Raw genomic sequence first — 20,997 nt, 5'->3', positions numbered from 1 at the left:
CAGGAAATGCGACCCATGACCGTGTTGAAGATGACCGACCTCGATCTGCAAGGTAAGCGCGTATTGATCCGCGAAGACCTCAACGTCCCAGTCAAGGACGGTGTTGTCACCAGCGATGCGCGAATCCTGGCTTCGCTGCCGACCATCAAGCTGGCCCTGGAAAAAGGCGCGGCCGTGATGGTCTGCTCGCACCTTGGCCGTCCGACCGAAGGTGAATTTTCGGCCGAGAACAGCCTCAAGCCGGTTGCTGATTACCTGAGCAAGGCCCTGGGCCGTGAAGTGCCACTGGTGTCCGACTACCTGGGGGGCGTTGACGTCAAGGCCGGCGACATCGTGCTGTTCGAGAACGTGCGCTTCAACAAAGGCGAGAAAAAGAACGCTGACGAACTGGCCCGGCAATACGCCGCCCTGTGCGACGTGTTCGTGATGGACGCCTTCGGCACCGCTCACCGTGCCGAGGGTTCGACCCATGGCGTAGCCAAATTCGCCAAAGTCGCCGCCGCTGGCCCGTTGCTGGCGGCCGAACTGGACGCACTGGGCAAAGCCCTCGGCGCCCCGGCCCAGCCAATGGCGGCCATCGTTGCCGGTTCCAAGGTCTCGACCAAACTCGACGTGCTGAACAGCCTGAGCCAGATCTGCGATCAGCTGATCGTTGGTGGCGGCATCGCTAACACCTTCCTCGCTGCGGCCGGTCACCCGGTTGGCAAATCGCTGTACGAGCCGGATCTGCTGGACACCGCCCGTGCCATCGCTGCAAAAGTCAGCGTGCCATTGCCGGTCGACGTGGTGGTTGCCAAGGAATTCGCTGAAAGCGCCGCCGCGACCGTCAAGTTGATCGCTGACGTAGCTGCAGACGACATGATCCTGGACATCGGTCCACAAACCGCAGCGCATTTCGCTGAACTGCTGAAGTCGTCGAAAACCATTCTGTGGAACGGCCCGGTCGGCGTGTTCGAATTCGACCAGTTCGGTAATGGCACCAAAGTCCTGGCCCAGGCCATCGCCGACAGCTCGGCATTCTCCATCGCTGGCGGTGGCGACACCCTGGCAGCCATCGATAAATATGGCGTTGCCGAGCAAATCTCCTACATTTCTACCGGTGGTGGCGCATTCCTCGAATTCGTCGAAGGCAAAGTGCTGCCAGCCGTTGAAGTGCTGGAAAGCCGCGCGAAAGCGTAAAGGTTGATCTGGCCGGAAAAAGGAACATTCACATGGTCAAGACATTACCGCTATTGATCGTCGCGGGCTTGCTGGCCGGTTGTGCCAGTGCTCCGAACGCCGCCAGACCTGAACCTGCAGCAGGTGGGCCGGAAAAAGGTTGCTACCAAGCCGATTGGCAGGCCGAAACCGCTCCGGTGATCGACAAGCGCTCGGGACCGGATGGTCTGGATAAGTACGAGACTCCTGCCAAGGCCATGGAACATGGTTGCCCTTGACGGGTCAGATTCAATAACGCGCTGTGCTTGCGGCGGTGAGCCGCAAGTCGAGGAACACCGATGAGAGGCTTTATCGCCGTGGCGGTGCTGGCGTTGCTTGCAGGTTGCACCAACCTGCACTTGCTCGAGTCGCCGCAGCAGGATAGCTGGACAACCTGGAGCTGTGACAGCCAGGCGCAAGTAGTCTGGCGTTACACCGATAGCAGTCGTAAGGAAGTCGATCTACGCCTGAGCGGCAGCGACCAGGTGTATCGCCTGAAGCTTGAGCCAGGCGGCTCGGGCTCGCTGTACAGCAATGACATGCTGGCGTTTCACATAAAAGGTGAGGAAGGCCTGGTTTACTGGGTCGCCACCAACGATTTGATCGGCCGTGGCTGTAGGAGCTGAGCTTGCTCGCGATAGCGATCTACCAGCACATGATGTTGTATGTGCTGGCCCCATCGCGAGCAAGCTCGGCTCCTACAGGAGATCGAAGGCTCTCAGGATTTATGCAATACCGAATTGGCAGCCAGGGCTAACCCCCGATCTGCAATAACTTGAATAGCAGCCGCCGCTACGGCAGGCTTGCACGATTAACGACCCTCGACCGGGAGATACACACCCAATGGCACTTATCAGCATGCGCCAGATGCTGGACCACGCAGCCGAATACGGCTACGGCGTTCCAGCCTTCAACGTCAACAACCTTGAGCAGATGCGCGCCATCATGGAAGCCGCTGACAAGACTGACTCCCCGGTGATCGTCCAGGCTTCGGCCGGCGCCCGCAAATACGCTGGCGCGCCATTCCTGCGTCACCTGATCCTGGCCGCGATCGAAGAGTTCCCGCACATCCCGGTGTGCATGCACCAGGACCACGGTACCAGCCCTGACGTCTGCCAGCGTTCCATCCAGCTGGGCTTCAGCTCGGTGATGATGGACGGTTCCCTGGGCGAAGATGGCAAGACCCCGACCGACTATGACTACAACGTCCGTGTTACCCAACAAACCGTAGCTATGGCTCACGCCTGCGGCGTTTCGGTAGAAGGCGAGCTGGGCTGCCTGGGTTCGCTGGAAACCGGTATGGCCGGTGAAGAAGACGGCATCGGCGCGGAAGGCGTGCTGGATCACAGCCAGATGCTCACCGACCCGGAAGAAGCCGCTGACTTCGTCAAGCGTACTCAGGTCGACGCCCTGGCCATCGCCATCGGCACCAGCCACGGCGCCTACAAGTTCACCAAGCCACCTACCGGCGACGTGTTGGCCATCGACCGCATCAAGGAAATCCACAAACGCATCCCTAACACCCACCTGGTGATGCACGGTTCTTCTTCGGTTCCGCAAGAGTGGCTGGCGATCATCAACCAGTACGGCGGCGACATCAAAGAAACCTACGGCGTACCGGTTGAAGAAATCGTCGAAGGCATCAAGCACGGCGTACGCAAGGTCAACATCGACACCGACCTGCGCCTGGCATCGACTGGCGCCATGCGCCGCCTGATGGCCACCAACCCGAGCGAATTCGACCCACGTAAATTCTTCGGCGCCACCGTGACGGCGATGCGCGATGTATGTATCGCTCGTTACGAAGCCTTCGGTACTGCGGGCAATGCTTCGAAGATCAAGCCGGTCTCTCTGGAAGCGATGTTCCAGCGTTACCTCAAAGGTGAGTTGAACGCCAAGGTCAACTAAGCCTGAGCGTTTAATAGCGTTAGTAAAAAACCCGCAGAGATGCGGGTTTTTTGTGGGCGCCCGTTAGAGACGGAACCGTCGGATACGATCGAGAGCGTGAAAGCGAAGATCCAGGACAAAGAGGGAATCCCCCCGGACCAGCAACGTTTGAATTTTTCAGGAATAAAACTGGAAGATGGACGCACATTGTCGGATTACAGCATCCAGCGGGATTCGGCTCTGAATCTGGTACTTCGTTTGTAACGATGAATCAATGTTTCAAAAAAACGCAGCACTGCCGGCCGGAACACAGCTCTGGTAGGAGCGAGGCTTGCCCGCGAACGAGTCGGGCCGTGTTCGGACGAAGCGCACGCAAATCCGGCATCCGCATTCTGTCTGATTGGCCGTGATGTAAGGTTTTGCGACCGCTGCGCGGGCGATCGCGGGCAAGCCTCGCTCCTACAAGTCTTGCGGTGTCCTGCATATGGGTTCGACATTTCATAAAATTGACGTCAGTTTAATGACTGTGTGTCATTTAACCCCGGTTTACCGGGGCAGAAGCGCTGACCGTTAGTCGGGTGCCTGAGGATTTGGTTAAATGATAGCGTGGTGACATCTACTGCTTTGTCTGATCCGGGACTAGAGTGAAGGCTCACTATTTGTCCGGTGTTCCCTCGGTTACCGGAATGACGTCCAGACAAGAGAAGCAGCATGGAATGCGCGCAGCCCAAGCCAGGTGAAGTCCGCTCAGTCCTTTTGATCGTTGATGACTATCCTGAAAACCTGATCAGCATGCGTGCGTTGTTACAGCAGCAGGACTGGTGCGTAATGACCGCCGCCTCCGGGGTCGAGGCTCTGGGCTTATTACTCGAACATGAAGTCGACCTGGTGCTGCTGGATGTGCAGATGCCCGGGATGGATGGTTTTGAAGTGGCACGCTTGATGCGCGACAGCCAGCGTACCCGCCTGACTCCAATCATTTTCCTTACCGCCAACGAGCAGTCCCGGGACGCCGTGATCAAGGGCTACGCCAACGGTGCGGTCGATTACCTGTTCAAGCCGTTCGACCCGCAGATTCTCAAACCCAAAGTCCAGGCATTGCTGGAATACCAGCGCAATCGTCTGGCCTTGCAGTGCTTGAGTCATGATCTGGAGGCGGCGAGGGCATTCAATGCCTCGGTGCTGGAAAACGCGGCTGAAGGGATTCTGGTGGTGGATGAAGGCGGAGTCATCCGCTTCGCCAACCCGGCGATCTCGCGGTTGCTCGATGCCCCGGTGACAGAGCTGCAGGGCGCGGAGTTCGTGAGTTTTCTGCAAAAACCTCATGTGCCCCGTTGGCTCGATTCGGAGCTTTATGCGGGCTACCGCCGTGGCGACACCTGGCGCTTGCACGACGCCGTGTTGCGCACGGCTCCCGGCCAGCAGGTGCCCGTGGCATTGTCGTGTGCGCCGCTGCCGTCTGAGCACAAGGCGATGGTCGTGACCGTGCTGGATATGTCGGAGGTGCGCCATCTGCATCAGCAGCTTGAATTCCAGGCGGTCACGGACCCTTTGACCGGGTTGCTCAACCGACGTGGCTTTTATCAGACCGTGGAGAACCTGCTGCTGCGCAGTGAGCGATCGGGCACCACGCCGGTGCTGCTGTATCTGGATCTTGACGGCTTCAAACGGGTCAATGATTCCCTGGGGCACGATGCCGGGGATCGGGTGCTGCGCTGGGTGTCCGAGCAATTGAAGGCGTGCTTGCGCTCCTTCGATATTCTGGCGCGCATGGGGGGCGATGAGTTCACCGCGTTTCTCGATCTGGAGTTCCCCGAACAGGCGGCGAAAATAGCGGAGAAACTCATTGAACGGGTGTCGATTTGTCAGCAAGTCGGGGGCCTGGATATGGCGCTTGGGGTAAGCATCGGAATCGCTACTTACCCGGACTGCGGCTCCAACCTCGACGGCTTGCTGCGGGCTGCGGATATCGCGATGTACGAGGCCAAGCGCGCGGGGCGCCAGCAGTATCGGTTCTACGATTACGAGATGAATGGTCGCGCGCGTTCGCGTTTGATGCTCGAAGAAAGCGTGCGCTCAGCGATTGAGAACAAGGATTTCAACCTGGTGTACCAGCCTCAGGTGGCGATATCCGACGGCCGTCTGCGCGGTTTCGAAGCCATGCTGCGCTGGCAGCACCCGAGCGTCGGTGACGTGCCGCCGGGGTTGTTCCTGCCATTGCTGGAAGAGGCACGGCTGATCAGCTGTCTGGGTAGTTGGATCTACCAGCAGAGTGCGGCTCAGCGGCGTGACTGGGGAAGCGTTTTTGCTGACGACCTGGTGCTCAGCGTGAGCCTGAGCAGTACCCAGTTCGGCATGCCCAATCTGGCGGCAGAATTGCGTCAGGTGCTCGAGCGTCATGGCTTGCGGCCACAACAGCTGGAAGTCGAAGTGACCGAGGATGCCTTGATGCAAAACCTCGATGAAGCTCGCAAGCAGCTGCGGCTATTGCGCAAGCTTGGGGTGCGGGTCGCGCTCGATGACTTTGGTATGGGCAACTGCTCTTTGGCTCATCTGCGCGACCTGGAACTTGATACCCTGAAACTCGATCGGCAGCTGATTGCCCGCTTGCTCGATTCGCCGCGCGATGCAGCGATGGCCAGCAGCGTTATCGATCTGTGCAAGCGGTTCGGTTTGCTGGTGATCGCTGAAGGTGTGCAAACCCACGAGCAGTATCAGTGGTTGCAGGCCAATGGCTGTCAGTACGCGCAAGGCTCTCTGGTGGCGCATCCGCTGATGGCCCGTGACGTCAGCCGTTTTGCACTGCCGTTTGACTGGAGCGCGCTGGAGGGCTGAATTCGCTACACTGGCGATCTTTCGTGACTGTGTTGCTGCCCCATGACTGCGCTGAAATATCTCCAGGCTTATCCCGCTGCCTTGCAAGAGCAAGTGCGTCAGCTGATTGCGCAAGATCGGCTGGGCGACTATTTGAGCCAGCGTTATCCACACAAGCACGCGGTGCAGAGCGATAAGGCGCTGTACAGCTTTGCTCTGGCGCTCAAGCAGGAGCATCTGCGTAATGCACCGGCCATCGACAAAGTGCTGTTCGATAACCGCCTGGATTTGACCCATCGCGCCCTTGGTTTGCACACCGCCATTTCGCGGGTGCAGGGTGGCAAACTCAAGGCCAAGAAGGAGATCCGCATCGCGTCATTGTTCAAGGACGCGGCACCGGAATTTCTGCGCATGATTGTGGTGCACGAACTGGCACACTTCAAAGAATCCGACCACAACAAGGCGTTCTATCAGCTCTGCGAGCACATGCTGCCGGGCTATCACCAATTGGAATTCGACCTGCGGATTTACCTGACGTACCGGGACATGCAGGGCAAGACCGTTGTGGCTTCGTAACGGTTACCAACAAGGAGTTTGTGGATGGACGTGAGCAAGACCAAGAGCAGCTTTTACCGCCGCTTGTACGTGGCTTACCTGATCGACAGCCAGCTGGCCAGCAGCGTCCCGGCGCTCATCGACGTCACCGGCATGCCCCGACGCACGGCGCAGGACACGATCGCGGCGCTCGCGGATCTGGATATCGTCTGTGAGTTCGAGCAGCAGGACGGTGCTCGCAACCATGCCGGGCGTTATCAGATCCACAGTTGGGGGGCGATTGATAAGGGCTGGATTACGCAGAATCTTGGGCAGATCAAAGCGGTGTTGGGGTATCCCTGAGCACTGATCGTTCCCACGCTGGAGCGTGGGAACGATCAGGTTCAGGATTTGCGCATCCCGATATGCGCAATACCATCTTCAAGATATTCCTCACCCGCCACGACAAACCCGTATCGCTCGTAATAGCCCTGCAAATGCGCTTGGGCCGACAAGTAGATCGGGACCTCAGGCCAGTACTTTTCAGCCTGCTTCAAGGCGTTGGCCATCAGTTCATGCCCCAGCCCTTTGCCTCGCGCGTGCGGTGCAATCACCACCCGGCCGATGACCACGTCCCCGCCTTGGGAGACCGGGTCGAGCAAACGCAAGTACGCCACTAACCGATCACCGTCCCACGCCATCAAATGGCAGGTGTCACCTTCCAGGTCCTGGCCATCGACTTCTTGATAGGCGCATTTCTGCTCGACAACAAAGACTTCCGTGCGCAATTGCAAAATGGCGTACAACTGCTCCTTGCCCAGATCGCTGTGGTGTTTGCAGACCCAATCGATTGTCATCTGTTCATCCTGTAAGAAACCTGGTTCGGATACTAAGCGTCCTGCGAGTGGATGTCTGCCGCCGGCAGAGGTCGTTTATGTGAGAAAAATCAAATTGCCATCATTCATTTTGCTCGCTCCTGTCTTCTTTGTGTAATCTGCTGGGTAGCTCTGTGCAGTGGCTCCCATGAGCTAGTGTTAGGACCGGAGTTGTGGCGGCGTACCGGCACACGGGCCTTCGAGTTTTGGCTAAAAACACGCTGGGCAGCCCGCCCGCTAAGGATGTTTTAGCATGCCGCGATTGCATCGAGCCTTTGCTTTGATTGGATTGCTCTTGCTGGGTCAGAGCGTTTACGCGGAAAAATTGCGTCTGGTAGCCGATGCCTGGCCGCCGTTTACCGATGCCACGCTGGTTAATGGCGGGTTAGCCACCGATATAGTCAGTACTGCCCTGGCGCGGGCCGGCTATGCCAGTGAATTCGAGCAAGTACCTTGGGCCAGAGCCTTGCAGGGCGTTGGCGAAGGGCGTTACGACGTGTTGGTGAATGCCTGGTTCAACGAGGCCAGGACCCATCTGGGGCAGTTTTCCAGCGGGTATCTAATCAATCGGGTGTGCTTTATCAAGCGCAAGGATGAGCCGATCGAATACGACAATTTGCAGCAATTGCATGAATATCCGATCGCTGTGGTGCGTGGTTATGCCTATTCCTCGGCCTTCGACGCAGACCCGGACTTACAGAAAGTGCCTGTGCACAACTTTTCGATGGCGGTGCGGATGCTGGCCGCCGGCCGCGTGAAGTTGACCCTGGAAGATGAATACGTCGCGCGCTACTACCTGGCCCGTGAGTCGCCCAGGGTGCGCAACGGGGTGGAGTTTGTGCCCAAGCCGTTGAGCGAGAACAGCCTGCATATTCTGGTCAGCCTGAAAAACCCCGAGCATCAACAAATCGTCGCCGGTTTCGATCGGGAGATCGCGGCGATGAAGGCTGACGGGAGTTATGACCGGTTGCTGAAGCAGCATGGGATGTAACCTGAAGCGAAGCTGTTTCTGATGATCCTTCCCACGCTCCTGCGTGGGAATGCAGCCCGTGATGCTCCGCGTCACATCCAGAAGCGGATGCGGAGCGTCCAGTGAGGCATTCCCACGCAGAGCGTGGGAACGATCTGCCCTGCTAATGCTCGCTGGTATCCTTGATCAAATGCGCCGCCAGGGTCCGCAATGGGCCGAGCTGGCGGCAAATCAGTGCCAGCTGGGTTTGCACCAGCCGCTGGCCTTCGTCGATTTCATCCGGCATCTGTTCCAGCTCATTGGCCAGCGCTTCTTCGGCATCGCTCTGAATCGCAATCGGCAGTTTGCTTGCCAACCCTTGAGCGATTTCATCGATGCTCGCCGCCAGGCTGACGCCGGCGCCGTCGATCAATTGCTCGCGCACTGGCGGCGGTAACGGGGTTTCACGGTGGGCACCGAGGCCCGACAAGTAGCTGAGCAAGGTGTGGGAGAGCACCAGAAAGCGGAAACCGACGTCGGCTTCTTTGCGAAAATGCCCCGGCTCCATCAGCATGTTGGCCAGCGTGGTCGACAGCGCCGCATCGGCGTTGTGGGCATTGCGTCGGGCCAGGCGATACGCCAGATCGTCACTTTTGCCGATGGCATATTGCTGCATGATTTGCCGCAAGTAGATGCTGTTGCAGGTCAGGGTATTGGCCAGCACTTTGTTCAAGCGTCGACCTTGCCAGTCCGGCAGGAACAGAAACACCGCAAGCCCCGCGATCAGGCTGCCGAGCAAGGTATCGAGCAGTCGTGGCAGGAATAGCCCGTAACCGTCGCCGACCTGATTGAAGCAGAACAGCACCATCAAGGTGATCGCCGCCGTGGCCAGGGTGTAACGGGTGGTGCGGTTGATAAAGAACACTATCCCGGCGGCGATGGCGAACAGCGACTGGATCAGGGGGCTTGGGAATAGATCGAACAGTGCCCAGGCCGCAGTCAAACCGATCGCCGTGCCGACGACCCGTTGACCAAGCTTGCGCCGGGTCGCGCCATAGTTCGGCTGGCAGACGAACAGTGTGGTGAGGATGATCCAATAGCCTTGGGACGGGTGAATCAAATGCACCATGCCGTAGCCAATGCTCAAGGCCAGGGGTAAACGCAGGGCATGGCGGAACAACAGCGAAGTTGGCGTCAGTTGGGTTCGCAGGCGCGTCCAGACGTCCTTGAGGTTGCGCGGCGAACGGTCCAGCAGACTGCTGTCGGTGGCGTCGGCCAGGCTGTCGGGGTTGCTCGCATCGCTGAGCAGCCGGTCGAGGGTGCTCAGGTTTGCCGCCAACGCACGCAAAGAGCGCAGCAAGCCGCGCCAGGCCGGGTTGCTCTGGATGCGCAAGTGTTCGAGGGAGGCGTGCAGGTCGCTCAGCGCTTCGGCGAAGTTGGCGTCATACACGAACGGTTGGCGCAACTGAATCGTCTCGGCCAGTGCCCGGCAGGCTTTGCCTTGCTGGCGTAGCAGGCGCTGGCAGCGAAACAGCACGTCGCTATGGAAAAAGGCTTCGGCCAGCGCGTTGTAGGGATAGTGGGAAGAGCTGGCGCGTTCGTGGATGTCCTGGGCGAGGAAGTACAGCTTCAGGTAGCGGCTGACTTTCGAGCCCGGTCGGCCATTGCCGACCCGATGCAGAATGATTTCCTTGGCGGCGTTGAGCGCTGCGACGACCCGGCCGTTTTGCTGGGCCAGTTGCAGACGCCGCGCCTCGACATCCATCTGCCGGATCGGCTCGAACAGCAACGACTTCAGCTTCAGGTAATAACCCAGCTCACGAAACAGCCGGGCGAGACTCTGTTGCACCGGCTGGTTGGAAAACAGCGCCTGCCACACCACGGATAGCAGGCCGTACCAGGCGGCACCGGCCACCAGCAGCACCGGCTCATGCCAGAAGTCGTTGACCGCGCCGCCGCGCTGGTCCACGCCAATCATGGTGTAGACCGAGAGAATCAAGGTCGCCGAAGCAATCGCACCATAACGTTCGCCCAAGGCGCCGAGCATGGTCAGGCTGAAACTGGCCAGCGCCAGAGCGCCGACAAAAATCAGCGGGTAGGGGAATAACAGTTCGACGGAAAGCGCCGCGACGCTGAAACAGACCAGGGTCACGGCCAAGGCATTCAAGCGGCCTTGCCAGCCGTCGTCGGTCTCGGCCAGGGCGCTGGCGATAATCCCCAGGAACAACGGGATCAGCAGGCCCATTTCATCCTGATACCAACACAGCGCCATCGTACCGGTCAGGGCGACGAATACCCGCACGCTGTAGCTGAATTTATCCAGCGCCCAAAGGCGCCGCAGAGACTGACGGAACGAGGTCGATGACATGAAGTGCGAAGGCCTTCCGGGGCAATGCAGCTAAATTGAGCCAGTAATGACGTCGACGCAATGGCGTCGATCACATCTGACAGCAAAATCTGTTCCGTGGGAGCAACTGTTGGATAACACCATGTAGCAGCTGCCGCAGGCTGCGTTCCAGGACGCAGTCCTGGCAAGTCAGGCGCCGCGATTTGCCTGGCACACCGCACCGTCTGGTTTTACGACTGCCGCGCAGCCGGACGCAGGCTGCGCCAGCTGCTACGCAGGAGGTCTGTGTTGATTAAACGTACTGCGCGGCGGCGTAGCCGGAGGCCCAGGCCCACTGGAAGTTGAAACCGCCGAGGTGCCCGGTGACGTCCAGTACTTCGCCGATGAAATACAGCCCTGGGCTTTTCAGCGATTCCATGGTTTTGGATGACACTTCGCGAGTGTCCACGCCGCCCAACGTTACTTCCGCGGTGCGATAACCTTCGGTGCCGGCCGGCACCAGCTTCCAGCACGCCAGCTTTTCGGCGATATCGGCCAACTCAGCGTGGGTGTACTGCTTCATTGGCTTGGAGGCGAACCATTGTTCGGCCAGCAGGTTGGCCATCTTCTTGGTAAAGATCTCGCCAAGCAGGGTTTTCAACTCGCTGTTGGGGCGTTCGGCTTGTTGCTGTTGCAGCCAGCCCGGCACGTCGTAATCGGGTAGCAGGTTGATCTCCACGGTGTCGCCCGATTGCCAGTACGAGGAAATCTGCAAAATTGCCGGGCCACTCAGGCCGCGGTGGGTGAACAGGATGTTCTCGCGGAAACTCTGATCGTTGCAGCTCACCAGGCAATCCACCGAGGTACCCGACAGCTCGCCGCACAACTCTTTGAGCTGATCGGTGATGGTGAACGGCACCAGCCCTGCGCGAGTCGGCAGCAGCTCATGGCCAAATTGCCTGGCCACTTGGTAGCCAAAACCGGTAGCCCCGAGGGTTGGAATCGACAGGCCGCCGGTGGCGATCACCAGGGATTCGCAGGTCAACTGCCCCAGGGTGGTTTCCAGCAGGTAGCCGCTTTCGAATTTTTCGATCTGCTGGATCGAAGTGTCCAGGTGCAGGCTGACGCCGACCTGTTCGCACTCCTCGAGCAGCATGGCGAGGATGTCGCTGGATTTGTTATCGCAGAACAACTGGCCGAGCTTCTTCTCGTGGTACGGCACGCCGTGCTTGGCCACCAACCCGATGAAATCCCATTGGGTGTAGCGGGCGAGGGCGGATTTGCAAAAGTGCGCGTTCTGCGAGAGAAAATTGTTCGGTTCGGTGTACATGTTGGTGAAATTGCAGCGCCCACCACCGGACATCAGGATTTTCTTGCCGGCCTTGTTTGCATGGTCGATCAACGTCACCTTGCGCCCACGCCCGGCGGCGGTCAGTGCACACATCAAACCTGCGGCGCCAGCGCCAATGATCACGACTTCGGTAGAGCGCAAAACGAAACCCTCAACATGTTCGATCGTTCCCACGCTCTGCGTGGGAACGCCGCCTTGGACGCTCCGCGTCCGCTTTTGTGACGCGGAGCGTCACGGGATGCATTCCCACGCAGAGCGTGGGAACGATCATGTTCTTACAAAATCCGCACGCGCAGCGACCGGCCTTTGATTTTGCCTTCGCTCAAGCGCTGCACAGCCTGCTTGGCGATTGTGCGCTCCACGGCCACGTAGGCCTGGAAGTCGAAGATCGCGATTTTGCCGACCTGGGCACCCGGGATGCCGGCATCGCCGGTCAGGGCGCCGAGGATATCGCCCGGGCGAACCTTGTCTTTACGGCCGGCGCCGATGCACAGGGTACTCATGGCCGGCAGCAGCGGGGCGCCGCCCTGGGATTTCAGGTTGTCCAGTTGATCCCAGCTCAGTGGCGATTTCTGCAGCTGCTCGATGGCCTGGGCGCGATGGGCTTCGGACGGCGCGACCAGACTGATCGCAATGCCTTTCTCACCGGCACGACCGGTACGGCCGACGCGGTGGATGTGGATTTCCGAGTCACGGGCCAGTTCGACGTTGACCACCATGTCCAGCGCATCGATGTCCAGACCGCGAGCGGCGACGTCGGTGGCGACCAGTACCGAAGTACTGCGGTTGGCGAACATCGCCAGCACCTGGTCACGATCGCGCTGTTCCAGGTCGCCATGCAGGCCGACGGCGGAAATGCCTTTGGCGGTCAGGTGATCAACGGTTTCCTGCACCTGCTGCTTGGTGAAGCAGAACGCCACAGTGGACTGCGGACGGAAATGCGCGAGGACTTTGACCACTGCGTCCATGCGCTCTTCCGGCGAAATCTCGAAGAAACGCTGTTCGATCTGCGTGTCGTCGTGGAACGCCTCGGCCTTCACTTGCTGCGGGTTGCGCATGAACTTCGACGCCAGCTGCTTGATGCCCACCGGGTAGGTGGCGGAGAACAGCAGGGTCTGGCGACGCTCCGGGGACTGGGCGATGATTTCTTCGATGGAATCGTAGAAACCCATGTCGAGCATGCGGTCGGCTTCGTCGAGGATCAGGGTGTTCAGGCCATGGAGCACCAGCGAACCCTTGCGCAGATGCTGCTGAATCCGGCCCGGGGTGCCGACGATGATGTGCGCGCCGTGTTCCAGCGAACCGATCTGCGGGCCGAAGGACACGCCGCCGCACAGGGTCAGGACCTTGATGTTGTCTTCGGCGCGGGCCAGGCGACGGATTTCCTTGGCGACCTGGTCGGCCAGCTCACGGGTCGGGCAGATGACCAGTGCCTGGCAGCCAAAGAAGCGCGGATTGATCGGGTTCAACAGGCCGATACCGAAGGCGGCGGTTTTGCCGCTACCGGTCTTGGCTTGGGCGATCAGGTCCATCCCCTTGAGGATCACCGGCAAGCTTTGCGCCTGGATCGGCGTCATCTGGGCATAACCGAGGGAGTCGAGGTTAGCCAGCATGGCGGCGGACAGCGGCAAAGTATTAAAAGCGGTGGCGATGGTGGTCACGGGACTGGCCTGCAAAACAAAATGTCGCGCAGTGTACCAGTCCCAAGCATTTTCCCTGCAAGTTATGGACGAAAAGTAGCCAGGTGCGGGCACCTTTTGTCAGAAACTATGGCTCGATGTGCTCTTGCGGACGGCGAATACGCCGGCCGTCTTTTGGTGACAGCTGCAAAAAGATCGCCGCAGCCAGCATTGCCATGATGCCGACGGTCACGAAGGTCAACTGGAAGGCGCCCAAAACGCTGTTCACACCGTCGTTGCCCACCTCAGCGGTAAAGCCGCCGAGCAGGGCACCGGCACAGGCCACGCCCAGGCTCAGGGACAGCTGCGCGACCACCGACAGCAGGCTGTTGCCGCTGCTGGCGCTGGCGTCATCGAGGTCGATCAGGGTGACGGTGTTCATCGCGGTGAACTGCAACGAGTTGACTGCGCCGAGCAGCGCTAATTGAAACAGCAACAACCCGTAAGGCGTTTGTTCGCTGACCAGCCCCATGCTCGCCAGCAGTAAACCCAGCGCCAGGGTGTTGCCGGTGAGCACGATCCGATAACCCAGGCGTTCGATCAGCGGCCGGGCGATGGATTTGGCGATCATCGCCGCCGCGGCCAGCGGCAGCATGCTCATCCCGGCCTGGGACGGCGAATAACCGAGGGCGATTTGCAGCAGCAACGGCACCAGAAACGGCAGGGCGCCGCTGCCCAGACGGGCGAACAGGTTACCGAGGATGCCCACGGCAAAGGTCCGGGTCTTGAATAGCGACGGTGCAAACAAGGGGTTGTCGATGTGCCCGGCCCGCAGCCAATACGCCGCGAGGCAGGCCATGCCGCCGAACAGCAGCAACATCACCCGCAAGTGCGGCAGGTGCAGTTCGCCGAGACCCTCCATGGCGATGGTGATCAGTACCATCGCCGCGCCGAAGAACAGGAAACCGAGGCCGTCGAAGCGCGTGCGCTCGCTGCCGCGCAGGTCGGGAATGAAGCGCCAGACGGCGTAGCAGCCGATCAGGCCGACCGGCAGATTGATCAGGAAAATCCAGTGCCAGGTCAGGTACTGCACCATCCAGCCGCCCATGGTCGGGCCGAGCAGCGGGCCGAGCAGGCCGGGAATGGTGATGAAACCCATAATCCGCACCAGATCAGAGCGTGGGTAAGCCCGCAGCACCACCAGCCTGCCTACCGGCAACATCAGTGCGCCGCCCAGCCCCTGCACGACCCGGGCGCCGATCAGAATGTTCAGCGAGTGGGATAACGCGCAGAGCAGCGAGCCGATGCTGAACAGAAATATCGCGCCGAAGAAAATCTTTTTGGTGCCGAAGCGGTCGGCGATCCAGCCCGAGGCGGGAATCAGCAGGGCCACGGTGAGCATGTAGGCGATGACCACGCCTTGCATGCGCAGCGGGTCCTCCGCCAGATCCCGGGCCATGGCGGGCAATGCTGTGTTGAGGATTGTTCCGTCGAGGGACTGCATGAAAAACGCGATGGCCACTACCCACGGCACCCAGCGGGCGGTTGTTGCATCAAGCGTCGGGCGGTTGGGCATGGGACCTCTTGTGAGTGTGAGTCAGTGATCGTTCCCACGCTCTGCGTGGGAATGCAGCCCGTGACGCTCCGCGTCACAGTTCAAGAGCGGACGCAGAGCGTCCATGGATACACTCCCACGCAGAGCGTGGGAGCGATCGTCATACATTCCCACGCAGAGCGTGGGGGCGATCGTCACTACAGGGTCAACGTGAGTCGGCTGACCAGCGCTCCCGGCAGCAGCGCCGAGGCGGTTTGGCGCTGGCTGTAGGTACTGGCCGACAAAATCAGTTCCCGCTCGCGGGTCAGTGCTTCCAGTTGCGAGCCGAGCAAGCTGTAGGCACTGTCGTCGAAACGCATGGTGCTGACTGGTGCCTGTATCTCGCCGTTTTCCACCCAGAAGGTGGCGAAGCGAGTCATGCCGGTCAGGCGTGCTGCCGGCAGGTCCGAGTAGTTCAGGTACCAGAGGTTGCTGATGTACAGGCCCGTTCCCAGTTGCTTGAGAATGTCCTCCTGCGCCAGCGAACCCGCCGCCATGTTCAATGCACTCGGCGCTTCGCCGCTAGCGGCGCCGTTGGCGGTGAGGCCGTATTCGGCGGCACTGCGCGAGTTGACCAGTTGCGCATCAGCCTGGCCGGCATTGATCAGCGTCAGATCGCTACGCGGATAACCCTCGCCGGAAAACGCCGGGCTCAGCGAGCCTGTCACTTTCTCATCCAGAGACACCAGCGGGCTGAACGCGCAATCGCCGCCGTACAGTCGTTGCAGCGGACTGCTCTTGCTGGCGATCGAGCGGGCCGAAAAGCCGCCCCAGCAGAGCATGCCCAGAATTTCCTCAAGGGCAGCCGGCGCGAGGTAAGCACGGTACTGTCCCGGCGCCAACGTGCGCAGGGGGCGGCTCAGGTATTGCAACTGCTCGCGGGCCTGCTGGAAGCGCTTGGCGAAACCCTCGCTGCTCCAGTCATGCCCGGCGTAGCTGGCTTTCACCGCTTGGCCGTTGGCGTGAAACAGGCTGAAGTCGAAGTTGAAACTGTTGGCCTGATGCCAGCCGAAGGCTCCGGCCGAGCTGGCGAAGCCACGGCTGACAGGACCGGCAGCATAGAAACCGACCAGGTCGAGCCCGTCCGCGGCACGGCTGATGGCTTCAACGACCTGGGCGGTGTCCGGTAGTGGGTGGTCCTGCACATTCTGGCTCTGCCAGCCGTTGTAGTTGAGCAGCAGATACGGGTCCTGCGGCAACAGCGGCAAGGTTTCGCGCAGCTGTTGCAGGCCTTCGGCCAGGCGCTGACGGTCGACTTGCGGGTCGCCGGCGAGGGTGATGCCGAGGTTTGCATGACGACCATCGTCAATCAGCTTGAAGCTCAGGCTGGCCTGCTGCACATGCCCGGCCTGACGCACCTTGGCATGGTTGAAACGAATGAACTCCGAGGATTCGGCGTCGTAGCTCAGGGTGAATTGCTCTGGCTCGCGCAGGTTGCCCTGCAACCAACCGACCAGTGCCTGGAATTGTTGCTCCTGACTCATGGCAGTACTCATCAGGCATCCCCTCCAAACACATCAACGTTGCTGAATACGCAGGCGGGCGATGCATGGCCGACGCGGATCACCTGATTCGGCTCGCCTTTGCCGCAGTTCGGCGTGCCGAGGACCTTGAAGGTGCCGGCGTCACCGACGGCGCTGAGGTTGCGCCAGAACTGCGCGGAAATGGCACGGTAGTTGGGGTTCTTCACGACGCCCTTGAGTTCGCCGTTTTCGATCAACTGGCCCCATTCGCAGCCGAACTGGAATTTGTTGCGCGCATCGTCGATCGACCAGGAGCGGTTGGTCGACATCAGCACGCCGTGCTCGATGCCGCCGATCAGTTGCTCAAGAGGCTGATCGCCCGGCTCGATATTCAAGTTGGCCATGCGATCGATCGGCGGACGGTTCCAGCTACAGGCGCGGCTGTTGGCGACGCCGTCGAGGCCGGAGCGGTATTGCGACAGCGCGCCGCCCAGCGGACGCAGCAGCAACCCGTCACGGATCAGGAATTGTTTGCTGGCGGCCGTACCGTCGTCGTCATGGCCGTAGCTGGCGAGCTGTTCGGGAATGTCCGGGTCGAAGGTCACGTTGAGCAATTTGGAGCCGTATTGCAGGCTGCCGAAGTCGCTGGCTTTGACGAAACTGGTGCCGGCGTAATTGCGCTCGTCGCCGAGGATGCGATCCAGTTCCAGCGGGTGACCGATGGACTCGTGGATCTGCAGCATCATCTGGTCCGGCATCAACAACAGGTCGCGCGGGCCTTGCGGGGTGTTCGGCGCCAGCAGCAGTTGCAGGGCCTGGTCGGCCACTGTTGGGCCGGCGCCCACCAGCCCGCAGCGGCTGATCACGTCGGCGCCGCCCTGCTGGCCGAAGTTCTCGCGGCCCAGGCTGCGGGTCTGGCTGTCGCTGCCGTCGTAGGCGGTAACCTCCAGGCTCGGGTAGACGAAACGCTGCGCCTGGCGCAATTCGGCACCCGCACTGTTGAGGTAGATCTGCTCGACATTGGTGATGCCGATGCTCACTTCCCAGTTCACCAACCGCTCGTCTTTTGGCACGGCGGCGGATTCGTCACCGAGCAATTGGTAGCAGTCACTCAGGGATGGGAAGGGGTGTTCGAAGTTCGGTGACAAGTAATCGCCGCGCTCGCTGGAAACCGGCTGTTGGCGCAGGTCGAGCAGGGCGTGGGCGGCGATCAACCGGGCTTGCTGCTCGGCCCGTTCGAGGGCGGCTTGCAGGCCGGATTGGGAAAGATCGTTGGTCGCGGCATAGGCTTCAACGCCGTTGACCCGTGCGGTCAGCATCGCGCCATCGTCGCGGCCAAGGTGTGGGGGCTCTGCAACGTTCTTGCGCACCGACAGGTACTGGCCCGACTCACGCACGTAGCGCAGCGAAAAGAATTCAGCGCCCGTGCGCAACGCAGCGAAGCGCTGTTTGAGCTGGGGGTGGAAATCGAACATTGGAGAACCTCCTTGTGAGTAGCGGCGACCTTGAGGGCCTCATCGCGGGCAAGCCTCGCTCCTACAAGGCCAAGATTGAATCATGGATGTGTGATCAACCACAAAACCGTAGGAGCGAGGCTTGCCCGCGATGCTTTTAGCGTTAGACCGGGCAACCCTTGGCGCGCAGGATCGCGTCGAAGCGATCCGGGTCCAAGGTACCGGCTTCAATTGCTGCCAGTGTCGCTTTTTCGCGGGCCAGCAGGTCGTGGCAACGCACCAACAGTTCCGGCAGTTCGCTGCGCGATGCGGCCACCACACCGTCACCGTCGCCGATCATCAGATCGCCTGGTGCGACGAGCATCCCGGCACAGGAAATCGGCACGTTGATTTCACCGCCGCCATCGGTGCTCGGGCCACGGTGTACGCCGCCGATGGCGTAGGCCGGTAGTTCACCGGTTTGCCATTCGTCGAGGTCGCGCAGAGCACCGTTGATCACCACGCCGACGATCCCGGCTTTCAGCGCCATGGCGCGCATGATGCCGCCGAACACTGCGCGAGTCAGGTCGGCGCTGCCGTCGATCACCAGCACGTCGCCGGGGCGGGCCATCTGCATGGCTTTGAGAATCATCAGGTTGTCGCCGGGGCGCACGCGCACGGTCAGCGCGCTGCCGAGCATCGGAGCGTTACCGTGGAAGGCTTTGAGACCCAGGCCACCGACATTGCGGCCCAGGCAATCGCTGACGGCAGCGGCGGGGATCTTGCTGAATTCCTTCAGCCATTTTGGATCGAGGGGTTCAACGTTTGGATTGATCAGGAAGCCGGTGGGCCATTTGCTCGAAGAAACGACATCAAACATGAGTATGCCTCGTGGCCAGCCAGGTGGCGGCTTTCGATGGGGGCGAGGGAGGTGAAACGTTTGCGCGATGACTAGATTAGGCCTGCGCGGGGGGTGGGATCAAGGGTGAAACGGTGTGGGCGGGTTTACGCAAACCCTGTAGCAGCTGGCGAAGCCTGCGTTCGGCTGCGCAGCAGTCGTAAAACCTGAGTCCCCGCTTCTGGATGGAACCGAGTTTACCGGGTTGCGACTGCTACGCAGCCGAACGTAGCCTTCGGCAACTGCTACGGGATTAGGCGCCAACCGTTGCGATTGGCGCCATGCCGGTTATTACGCGGTACGGCTCACTTCACGCAGTGGCTTGCCACGTACCGGGGCGTTGCCCGCCACATAGTACTTGGCCTTGCTGCGAGGCAGTGGCTTGCGACCACGGATCTTGTCGGCGATTTTCTCGGCGATCATGATCGTTGGCGCGTTCAGGTTACCGGTGGTGATCAGCGGCATGATCGAGGCGTCGATCACGCGCAGGCCTTGCATCCCGTGGACGCGACCCTGGCCATCGACCACGGCCATCTCGTCGGTGCCCATTTTGCACGAGCAGGACGGGTGGAACGCGGTTTCGGCGTGTTCACGGATGAACTTGTCCAGTTGCTCGTCGGTTTGCACCTCGATGCCCGGGCTCAGTTCGCGACCACGGAAGGCGTCGAGTGCCGGCTGCTGCATGATTTCACGGGTCAGGCGGATGCCGTCGCGAAATTCCTGCCAGTCTTGCTCGGTGGCCATGTAGTTGAACAGGATGCTCGGGTACTGGCGCGGATCCTTGGATTTGACCTGGATGCGGCCGCGGCTTGGCGAACGCATGGAGCCCATGTGCGCCTGGAAGCCGTGCTCTTTCACACCGTTGCTGCCGTTGTAGTTAATCGCAACCGGCAGGAAGTGGTACTGAATGTTCGGCCATTCGAAGTCCGGGCGAGTACGGATAAAACCACCGGCTTCGAACTGGTTGCTGGCGCCAATACCGGTGCCGTTGAACAACCATTCGGCACCGATGGCCGGCTGGTTGTGCAGCAGCAGCGAGGGGTACAGCGAGACCGGCTGGGTGCAAGCGTACTGCAGGTAAAGCTCCAGGTGGTCTTGCAGGTTCTCGCCAACACCTGGCAGATCGTGAACGACCGGGATGTCCAGGCTTTTCAGCAATTGGGCCGGGCCGACGCCGGAGCGTTGCAGGATCTGTGGCGAAGCGATCGCGCCGCTGCACAGCAGTACTTCCTTGCGTGCACGGGCTTCAACGCGCTCTTCGGCGCTGCCCACCAGGTAACGTACGCCAACGGCACGTTTGCCCTCGAACAGAATCTTGTCGGTCAGAGCGTGGGTGACGATGTGCAGGGTCGAACGCTTTTTGGCGATGTCCAGGTAGCCGCGAGCGGTGCTGGAGCGACGGCCTTTAGGCGTCACGGTACGGTCCATTGGACCGAAACCTTCCTGCTGGTAGCCGTTCAGATCTTCGGTACGCGGGTAACCGGCCTGCACGCCTGCTTCAACCATCGCGTGGAACAGCGGGTTGTTGCCGGCTTTGGGCGTGGTCACGCTGACCGGGCCTTCGCCACCGTGGTAGTCGTTCGGGCCGATGTCGCGGGTTTCCGCTTTGCGGAAGTATGGCAGGCAGTCCAGGTAGGTCCAGTCTTCCAGGCCAGGGTTTTTCGCCCAGCCGTCGTAGTCCATGGCGTTACCGCGGATGTAGCACATGCCGTTGATCAGCGAAGAACCGCCCAGGCCCTTGCCGCGACCGCACTCCATCCGACGGCCATCCATGTGTGGCTCTGGGTCGGTTTCGTAGGCCCAGTTGTAGCGACGGCCTTGCAGCGGAAACGCCAGGGCCGCAGGCATTTGCGTGCGGAAGTCGTAACGGTAGTCCGGGCCGCCTGCTTCGAGCAGCAGCACGGTGACGCCTTCGTCTTCAGTCAGACGGGTCGCCAGGGTGTTACCGGCAGAGCCGGCACCAATGATGATGTAGTCGAATTCTTGGGACATTGAATGCACCCTCTTTGATGTTGGGTCAGGTGGGGCCGTTGCGAGTGCTGCGCACTCGATCGCGA

The 20,997-nt window shown here is 60.5% G+C and carries 18 protein-coding genes; 9 read left to right on the top strand and 9 right to left on the bottom strand.

Annotated elements, in window-relative coordinates; all coding sequences use genetic code 11:
• Window positions 1-15 precede the first annotated feature (15 nt).
• From AC07UI_RS00765 to AC07UI_RS00730, 8 genes are all read left to right on the top strand, one after another.
• Window positions 16-1,179 (top strand): phosphoglycerate kinase, encoded by a 1,164-nt coding sequence (locus AC07UI_RS00765; protein ID WP_494990659.1) that lies wholly within the window; start codon window positions 16-18, stop codon window positions 1,177-1,179.
• A gap of 32 nt (window positions 1,180-1,211) precedes the next feature.
• Window positions 1,212-1,436, top strand: a complete 225-nt coding sequence (locus AC07UI_RS00760; RefSeq protein WP_494990658.1) for a hypothetical protein — start codon at window positions 1,212-1,214, stop codon at window positions 1,434-1,436.
• 60 nt (window positions 1,437-1,496) lie between these two features.
• Window positions 1,497-1,823 (top strand): MliC family protein, encoded by a 327-nt coding sequence (locus AC07UI_RS00755; RefSeq protein ID WP_494990657.1) that lies wholly within the window; start codon window positions 1,497-1,499, stop codon window positions 1,821-1,823.
• 217 nt (window positions 1,824-2,040) lie between these two features.
• Complete coding sequence (gene fba / locus AC07UI_RS00750; protein ID WP_123426473.1) at window positions 2,041-3,105, top strand: class II fructose-bisphosphate aldolase; 1,065 nt, start codon at window positions 2,041-2,043, stop codon at window positions 3,103-3,105.
• A 39-nt stretch (window positions 3,106-3,144) separates the two neighbouring features.
• Window positions 3,145-3,348: a ubiquitin-like protein gene (locus AC07UI_RS00745; protein ID WP_494990656.1), complete on the top strand. Its 204-nt coding sequence runs from the start codon at window positions 3,145-3,147 to the stop codon at window positions 3,346-3,348.
• Between the two features lie 447 nt (window positions 3,349-3,795).
• A complete protein-coding gene (locus AC07UI_RS00740) occupies window positions 3,796-5,919 on the top strand; it encodes a putative bifunctional diguanylate cyclase/phosphodiesterase (protein ID WP_494990655.1) in 2,124 nt (707 codons plus the stop codon).
• 42 nt (window positions 5,920-5,961) lie between these two features.
• Complete coding sequence (locus AC07UI_RS00735) at window positions 5,962-6,474, top strand: M48 metallopeptidase family protein (protein ID WP_494990654.1); 513 nt, start codon at window positions 5,962-5,964, stop codon at window positions 6,472-6,474.
• 24 nt (window positions 6,475-6,498) lie between these two features.
• On the top strand, window positions 6,499-6,795 hold the full coding sequence (locus AC07UI_RS00730) for a winged helix-turn-helix domain-containing protein (protein ID WP_494990653.1): 297 nt from the start codon (window positions 6,499-6,501) through the stop codon (window positions 6,793-6,795).
• A 41-nt stretch (window positions 6,796-6,836) separates the two neighbouring features.
• Here AC07UI_RS00730 and AC07UI_RS00725 read toward each other — a convergent pair whose 3' ends face one another.
• On the bottom strand, window positions 6,837-7,289 hold the full coding sequence (locus AC07UI_RS00725) for a GNAT family N-acetyltransferase (protein ID WP_494990652.1): 453 nt from the start codon (window positions 7,287-7,289) through the stop codon (window positions 6,837-6,839).
• A gap of 271 nt (window positions 7,290-7,560) precedes the next feature.
• Between AC07UI_RS00725 and AC07UI_RS00720 the strand changes: the two genes are divergently transcribed.
• Window positions 7,561-8,298, top strand: coding sequence for a substrate-binding periplasmic protein (locus AC07UI_RS00720; RefSeq protein ID WP_494990651.1), 738 nt, complete (start codon window positions 7,561-7,563; stop codon window positions 8,296-8,298).
• A gap of 142 nt (window positions 8,299-8,440) precedes the next feature.
• On the opposite strand, the gene yccS is transcribed toward AC07UI_RS00720, so the two are convergent.
• From yccS to betA, 8 genes are all read right to left on the bottom strand, one after another.
• A complete protein-coding gene (gene yccS, locus AC07UI_RS00715; protein ID WP_494990650.1) occupies window positions 8,441-10,624 on the bottom strand; it encodes a YccS family putative transporter in 2,184 nt (727 codons plus the stop codon).
• A gap of 271 nt (window positions 10,625-10,895) precedes the next feature.
• Window positions 10,896-12,074 carry a BaiN/RdsA family NAD(P)/FAD-dependent oxidoreductase gene (locus AC07UI_RS00710; protein WP_494990649.1) on the bottom strand — a complete coding sequence of 393 codons (1,179 nt, stop codon included), beginning with the start codon at window positions 12,072-12,074 and terminating at the stop codon, window positions 10,896-10,898.
• Between the two features lie 134 nt (window positions 12,075-12,208).
• Complete coding sequence (gene dbpA, locus AC07UI_RS00705) at window positions 12,209-13,546, bottom strand: ATP-dependent RNA helicase DbpA (RefSeq protein WP_494991171.1); 1,338 nt, start codon at window positions 13,544-13,546, stop codon at window positions 12,209-12,211.
• A 154-nt stretch (window positions 13,547-13,700) separates the two neighbouring features.
• On the bottom strand, window positions 13,701-15,128 hold the full coding sequence (mdtD, locus tag AC07UI_RS00700; RefSeq protein WP_494990648.1) for a multidrug transporter subunit MdtD: 1,428 nt from the start codon (window positions 15,126-15,128) through the stop codon (window positions 13,701-13,703).
• A gap of 176 nt (window positions 15,129-15,304) precedes the next feature.
• Entirely contained in the window at window positions 15,305-16,642 is a 1,338-nt protein-coding gene (locus AC07UI_RS00695) for a TldD/PmbA family protein (RefSeq protein ID WP_494990647.1), read from the bottom strand.
• Window positions 16,642-18,084, bottom strand: a complete 1,443-nt coding sequence (locus AC07UI_RS00690; protein WP_494990646.1) for a TldD/PmbA family protein — start codon at window positions 18,082-18,084, stop codon at window positions 16,642-16,644. Before AC07UI_RS00690 ends, AC07UI_RS00695 begins: the two co-directional genes overlap by 1 nt.
• Window positions 18,085-18,226: 142 nt before the next feature.
• A complete protein-coding gene (locus tag AC07UI_RS00685) occupies window positions 18,227-18,922 on the bottom strand; it encodes an RraA family protein (protein ID WP_029297314.1) in 696 nt (231 codons plus the stop codon).
• 309 nt (window positions 18,923-19,231) lie between these two features.
• Window positions 19,232-20,932: a choline dehydrogenase gene (gene betA, locus AC07UI_RS00680; RefSeq protein ID WP_494990645.1), complete on the bottom strand. Its 1,701-nt coding sequence runs from the start codon at window positions 20,930-20,932 to the stop codon at window positions 19,232-19,234.
• Between the last annotated feature and the right edge of the window lie 65 nt (window positions 20,933-20,997).

It is taken from the genome of Pseudomonas sp. GW821-FHT04C07, from assembly GCF_059420325.1.
This window is presented reverse-complemented; position numbering and strand designations above follow the sequence as displayed.